Origin of the sequence: Methylibium sp. (assembly GCF_013817365.1) — a bacterium.
In the GTDB taxonomy this organism is placed as follows: Bacteria; Pseudomonadota; Gammaproteobacteria; order Burkholderiales; family Burkholderiaceae_C; genus Methylibium.
The window spans coordinates 1-6,143 of sequence record NZ_JACDCU010000254.1; the positions used below are offsets into that span (position 1 = coordinate 1).

Annotated in this window: 5 protein-coding genes and 1 pseudogene; 2 read left to right on the forward strand and 4 right to left on the reverse strand. The window is 67.8% G+C overall.

Annotation, left to right across the window (positions count from 1 at the left end):
• Positions 1–487: pseudogene (locus tag H0W38_RS14705) on the forward strand (hypothetical protein); the annotation flags it as partial.
• 74 nt (positions 488–561) lie between these two features.
• On the opposite strand, the gene H0W38_RS14710 reads toward H0W38_RS14705, so the two are convergent.
• From H0W38_RS14710 to H0W38_RS14725, 4 genes are all read right to left on the reverse strand, one after another.
• Complete coding sequence (locus H0W38_RS14710) at positions 562–1,500, reverse strand: S49 family peptidase (RefSeq protein WP_292455363.1); 939 nt, start codon at positions 1,498–1,500, stop codon at positions 562–564.
• A gap of 124 nt (positions 1,501–1,624) precedes the next feature.
• A complete protein-coding gene (locus H0W38_RS14715) occupies positions 1,625–2,023 on the reverse strand; it encodes a Rieske 2Fe-2S domain-containing protein (protein ID WP_292455355.1) in 399 nt (132 codons plus the stop codon).
• 68 nt (positions 2,024–2,091) lie between these two features.
• Positions 2,092–2,760 (reverse strand): HAD family hydrolase, encoded by a 669-nt coding sequence (locus H0W38_RS14720; RefSeq protein ID WP_292455357.1) that lies wholly within the window; start codon positions 2,758–2,760, stop codon positions 2,092–2,094.
• Positions 2,757–3,728 carry an RluA family pseudouridine synthase gene (locus H0W38_RS14725; RefSeq protein ID WP_292455366.1) on the reverse strand — a complete coding sequence of 324 codons (972 nt, stop codon included), beginning with the start codon at positions 3,726–3,728 and terminating at the stop codon, positions 2,757–2,759. The genes H0W38_RS14720 and H0W38_RS14725 overlap by 4 nt, the downstream gene beginning before the upstream one ends.
• Before the next feature lie 733 nt (positions 3,729–4,461).
• Between H0W38_RS14725 and H0W38_RS14730 the strand changes: the two genes are divergently transcribed.
• On the forward strand, positions 4,462–6,143 hold a 1,682-nt coding region (locus tag H0W38_RS14730; RefSeq protein ID WP_292455360.1), incomplete at its 3' end, for an Rne/Rng family ribonuclease.

The following is a 6,143-nucleotide window of genomic DNA, read 5'->3' on the forward strand; positions in this document are numbered from 1 at the left end:
ATTCAAAGCCTGCCCGAACGATCCCGACATCGGCGAGTTGGCCTCGCTCGACGGGGCCCTGCGCCGCGCCTTCGATGCCGCCGACGCGCCGGTGCTCGGCCTGGACGAGCTGGCAGCGCTGCCCGCCGAGGACTGGGCGCGGGTCGGTTTCGAGTTCCAGCCGAGCTGCCAGCGCCTGCGCCTGCAGCACAACACGCTGGCGATCTGGCAGGCGATCGACCAGGACGGCACGCCGCCACAAGCCTCGCGCCTGGACCAGCCCACCGAACTACTGGTATGGCGGCGCGGACTGCAACCGCACTTTCGCAGCCTGGGCCCGCTCGAAGCCGGCGCGATCGACCGGCTGCTCACGGGCGACGGGTTTGCCGCCACCTGCGCGGCACTCGTTGCCGAGTTCCCGGACGCGTCCATCAAGGCCGAAACTGGCGCGCTGCTGCGCCGCTGGATCGAAGAGGATCTGTTGAGCGGCTTGGTCGCCCGCGCTTGAACGGCAGGCCACGCGCCTTGCTTCTTCATGCCGCGCCGCCAGCACGCGCGGCGATCGGCAAAAGGCCGCGCAGTTCAGCGCATAGAACCGAATCCGCCCAGCGCTCGCACCGCCCCAGCGCCGATGGCCGCCCCGAAACGCTTCACGAGCCGCTCGGCCACATTCTGCTTGGGCGTGTAGTCGATCACTTCTTCGGCCTTGACCACCTCGCGCGCAATCAGGTCGAGGCTACCGATGTGGTCGGCCAGGCCCAACTTGACCGCCTGCTCACCGTTCCAGAAAAGGCCCGAGAAGATCTCTGCCGTCTCCTTCAGCCGCTCGCCGCGGCCCCGCTTCACCACGGCGATGAACTGCTGGTGCACCTGGTTGATCAACGCCTGCACATGCTCGCGCTGCAAAAAAGGCAACGGCGAGAACGGGTCGAGCAAGGCCTTGTTGTTGCCGGCGGTGATGAGGCGCCGTTCGACGCCGAGTTTGTCCATCGCCTCGGTGAAACCGAAGCTGTCGATCAGCACGCCGATCGAGCCGACCACCGACGCCTTGTTCACATAGATCTCGTCGGCGCCCACGGCGACGTAATAGGCCGCCGACGCGCACAGCTCCTCGCACACCGCATAGACCTTCTTCTTGTGCAGGGCCTTCAGGCGCAACAGTTCGTCGTTGATCAGGCCGGCCTGGACCGGGCTGCCGCCGGGCGAGTTGATGCGCAGCACCACGGCCTGCGCCCCAGCGTCCTCGAAGGCGTTGCGCAGCGCGGCATTGAGACCCTCGGCGCTGGCCTCGGCTTCACGGTCGATTTCGCCGCGGATCTCGATCAGCGCGGTATGCGGCCCGCTCGGCGCACTGACCAGTCGCTGCTGCGCGAACAGGAACCAGACGAAGGCGCCGATCAACAGCAGCCACATCAGCCGGAAGAAGATGCGCCAGCGGCGCTCGCTGCGCCGGTCCTTCAGATAGCGGCGGGCGAATTCCTCGACCACGCGGCTGTCGACACCGGCGCTGACGGCCGGCATGAGGGCCGGCGACGGCGGCAAAGGCGCGGAAGGCGGCCCCAGCGTGGGCTCGGCCGGGCGGGGATCGTCGATGGGGCTCATGGCAATCTCTCGAAGGACGGCGCAACGCGTCGCCGGAACGGGTTCAGGGGCCGAACGCGGGCCGGATGTCGCGGGAAGGATACCAACACACTTCGCCGTCCCGTTCGGTCACCGACAGGGGCGTGAGCCGACTGCGGCCGCAGGGCCCGCCGACGCAGCGGCCGGTGGTCGGCGCATAGCTGGCGCCGTGGATCGAGCACAGGATCACCTCATGATCGGCGTCGAGAAACTCGCCCGGCTGCCAGTCCATTTCCACTGGCACGTGGGCGCAGCGGTTCAGATAAGCGACCACCTTGCCATCGAAGCGCAGCGCGAAGGCGCGCATCGGGCGGCCGTACTCGAGCACGTCGAACAGCACGGCGCGGCCGCGTTCGGCGAGATCGCCAGAAGCACACAGCGGCACCGGTTCGGCAGAGCCAGACACTTGCTCAAAGGGCGCCACGCCCACCTTCCGGCTCGCAGGTGCCTGGCTTTGCAACGGCTGCCGCGCTCGGCGACGCCGGCGAAGACTCAGGCATGGGCGAGGAGCCAGTCGTGCAGTTCGCGAGTGGAGTGCGCGACGCAGCAGGTGGAGAAGGCCTCGAAGGCTTCGGGCTCGTGTGCGCCGAAACTCACCGCCAGGCTGGCCGTGCCGGCGTTGGCGGCCAGTTGCAGGTCGTGGGTGGTGTCGCCCACCATCAGCGTGCGCCCCGGCGCAACCCTCAACTCGTCCATGAGTTCGAGCAGCATGCGCGGGTGCGGCTTGCCGGCGGTCTCGTCGGCCGTGCGCGTGGCCTCGAACAAGCCTCGCAATTGGACCGTGTGCAGCACCTCGTCGAGGCCGCGGCGCGACTTGCCGGTGGCCACGCCGAGCACATGCCCGCGCTCCTTGAGCGCATTGAGCATGGCCAGCGTGCCGTCGAACAGCGTGAGTTCGTGCTGACGCGCGAAGTAGTGGTGGCGATAACGCAGGCCGAGTTCGGGGTAGCGCTCGCGGGCCAGGTTGGGCACGGCATGCTCCAGCGCCTCGGCCAGGCCCATGCCGATCACGTAGGCGGCCTGCGTGTCGTTCGGCACCTCGGTGCCGAGATCGGTGGCCGCCGACTGGATGCACTTGACGATCAGCGCGGTGGAGTCGAACAGCGTGCCGTCCCAGTCGAAGACGATCAGGTCGAAGCGGCGTGGGCGAATGGGAGTCATGCGAGCGATTTCAACAGGGACGCGCATTCTGCAGGCAACGCGGCTTCGAGCTCGACGGTCTCCCCGCTCGCCGGATGTTCGAAGCGCAGCAGGCGAGCGTGCAGGAACATGCGGCCGAAGCGCGGCAGCGCAGCGCCGGCAGGTGCCGCCATCAGGCCGCTCGCCGCATCGCCCCGAGCCAGCGCCTTGTTCAGCGCGAAATCGCCGTACTTGTCGTCGCCCACGATGGCATGGCCGGCGTCGGCCAGGTGGACGCGGATCTGGTGGGTGCGGCCGGTCTTGATGGTCACGTCCAGCAAGGTGCAGGCCGCGAACGCGCGCGCCACCTGCACGAGGGTGATCGAGCGACGGCCCGCCGCCTCGCCGTCTGTGACGCTGCGCACGCGGCGCTCGCCGGCGGCGTCGAGGTACTTGTGCAGCGCCACGTCGATGACCTTGTGGCCGGCCGGCCAGCGGCCGATGACCAGCGCCGCGTAAGTCTTGCCCGTCTCGCGCGCACGGAACTGCTCCTGCAGGCGAGTCAGCGCACTGCGCTTCTTGGCGATGAGTAACAAGCCGGAGGTTTCCTTGTCGAGCCGGTGCACCAGTTCGAGAAAAGGCGCCTCGGGCCGGGCGCGGCGGAGCTGCTCGATCACGCCGAAACTCACGCCGCTGCCGCCATGCACCGCCACGCCGGCCGGCTTGTCGATCGCGATCAGGTGATCGTCTTCGAAGACGATCGCAAACTCGCGCGGCGGCGCGGCAGCAGCCTTGTTCTCGAGGCGCTCGGCCACGCGCACCGGTGGAAGCCGCAGCTCGTCGCCGAGGGCAAGCCGGGTGTCGGCGCCGGCCCGGCCGCGGTTGACCCGCACTTCGCCGCTGCGGATGATCCGGTAGACATGCGTTTTCGGCACGCCCTTGAGCGTCTTGATCAGGTAGTTGTCGAGGCGCTGACCGGCGCCGTTCTCACCGACCGTCACATGCTGCACGGCCGGCGCGGCCGGCGTCGGAGCAGCGGCGCGGATCAGCACCGGAGGCGGCCTGCTTGCGGTGCGTGTCGCCGGCTTGCCGCCCGCCGCCGCACGCGCTTTCACGCCTCGGTTCGCCAGCGCTCCTTTGCCTCCTATAATGCCTTGCACCACTTGTGCGCCGTAAGTGATTGATTTGTTTGAGTTTACCCGTCACTTACCGTGCTCAATGGGCCCTGTTGCCGAGTCGGCGGCAGGCATTCGGTGATGCAACGCCGCGGCGCGCGGTCGGGTCGGCTCCCAAGGTGAGCGGCAGACAGCGCAAGGTGGCGGCAGAGCCAGCGTAGAACGAGCACCACACAAGGTTTCCTTCGGCTGCAGAGCGAAGTGCGTCACGCGAGTGACGAGATCCCAGCGCTGCAGCCCGCGCTCCCGTGACCTCCCGGATGACTTCGGCCCGCCCCTTTTTGCCGCCCACGCACCGCTCGCAGCTTCGATGCTGCGCGGCCGGCCCGTGTGCCAGGGACCGCGCCATGCCGGAGCCTTGCGCTCCGGTGCAAGACCCTCCGAGCCCACCCGAGTGCACGCGCCAACGCTTTAGTCGTTGATCCCCTGCGGGGGACGACGACCGAGTCCAGGGCGATTCCTTCCGCTCCTCCACGCTGTTTCGTGCGTCGAATCGGCCGCCCCCGGACTTCGGGGACGGCTTAAAACGTGCGCGGGCGGGCCCACAGCCTCCCGCGAAGGAGTGCACATGAAACGCATGTTGATCAATGCCACGCAGCCGGAAGAGCGGCGCCTGGCCATCGTCGAGGGGCAGAAGCTGCTCGACTTCGAAACCGAGATCGAAGGGCGCGAACAGCGCAAGGGCAACATCTACAAAGCCGTCGTCACCCGCGTCGAGCCGTCGCTCGAAGCCTGTTTCGTCGACTACGGCGAAGACCGCCACGGCTTCCTGCCCTTCAAGGAGATCGCCAAGGAGTTCTTCAAGCAGGGCGTCGGCGTTCGCGATGCCAAGATCCAGGACGTGATCTCCAACGGCACCGAACTGCTGGTGCAGGTGGAAAAGGAAGAGCGCGGCAACAAGGGCGCCGCACTCACCACCTTCGTCTCGCTCGCCGGCCGCTACCTGGTGCTGATGCCCAACAACCCGCGCGGCGGCGGCGTGAGCCGGCGCATCGAGGGCGAGGACCGCGAGGAACTCAAGGAAAACCTCGACCAGCTCGAATATCCCAAGGGCATGAGCCTGATCGCCCGCACCGCCGGCATCGGCCGCACGGCGCCCGAGCTGCAGTGGGACCTCAACTACATGCTCAAGCTCTGGACCGCCATCGACGGCGCGTCCAAGGCGGGCAAGGGCGCCTTCCTGATCTACCAGGAATCGTCCCTGGTGATCCGCGCCATCCGCGACTACTTCACCGCCGATGTCGGCGAGATCCTGATTGACACCGACGACATCTTCGAGCAGGCGCAGCAGTTCATGAACCACGTGATGCCTGAGACGGCGTCGCGGGTGAAGCGCTACCGCGACGACGCGCCCCTGTTCAGCCGTTTCCAGATCGAGCACCAGATCGAAACGGCTTTCTCGCGCACGGTGAACCTGCCCTCGGGCGGCGCGATCGTCATCGACCACACCGAGGCGCTGGTCTCGGTGGACGTGAACTCGGCTCGCTCGACGCGCGGCAGCGACATCGAGGAAACCGCGACCCGCACCAACCTGGAAGCCGCCGACGAGATCGCGCGCCAGATGCGGCTGCGCGACCTGGGCGGCCTGATCGTCGTCGACTTCATCGACATGGAGGAGAGCAAGAACCGCCGCGAAGTCGAAACCCGCCTGCGTGACGCGCTGCGCACCGACCGTGCGCGCGTCCAGTTCAGCTCCATCTCCAAATTCGGCCTGCTCGAACTCAGCCGCCAGCGCCTGCGCCCGGCACTCAGCGAAGGCAGCCACATCACGTGCCCGCGCTGCAACGGCACCGGCCACATCCGCGACACCGAGTCTTCCGCGCTGCAGATCCTGCGCATCATCCAGGAAGAGTCGATGAAGGAAAACACCGCGGCCGTGCACGTGCAGGTACCGGTGGAAGTGACCAGCTTTCTGCTCAACGAGAAGCGCACCGAGATCACCAAGATCGAGCTGCGCCAGCGCACGACCGTGCTCCTGGTGCCCAACAAGCACCTCGAGACGCCCAACTACAAGCTCGAACGCCTGCGCCACGACGACCCGCGGCTAGAAAACCTGCAGGCCAGCTACACCATGATCGAGGAGCCGGACGACGAGGTCGGCATCACCCGGCGCGAGAAGGGCAAGGCCAAGCAGGAGCCGGTGATCAAGGGCGTGCTGCCCGACCAGCCGGCCCCGCCGCCGCAACCGCGCGCGGCTGCAGTTCCGGCGCCCGCGCCGGTGGCCGCGCCGACCCCCGCGCCGTTCCGGGC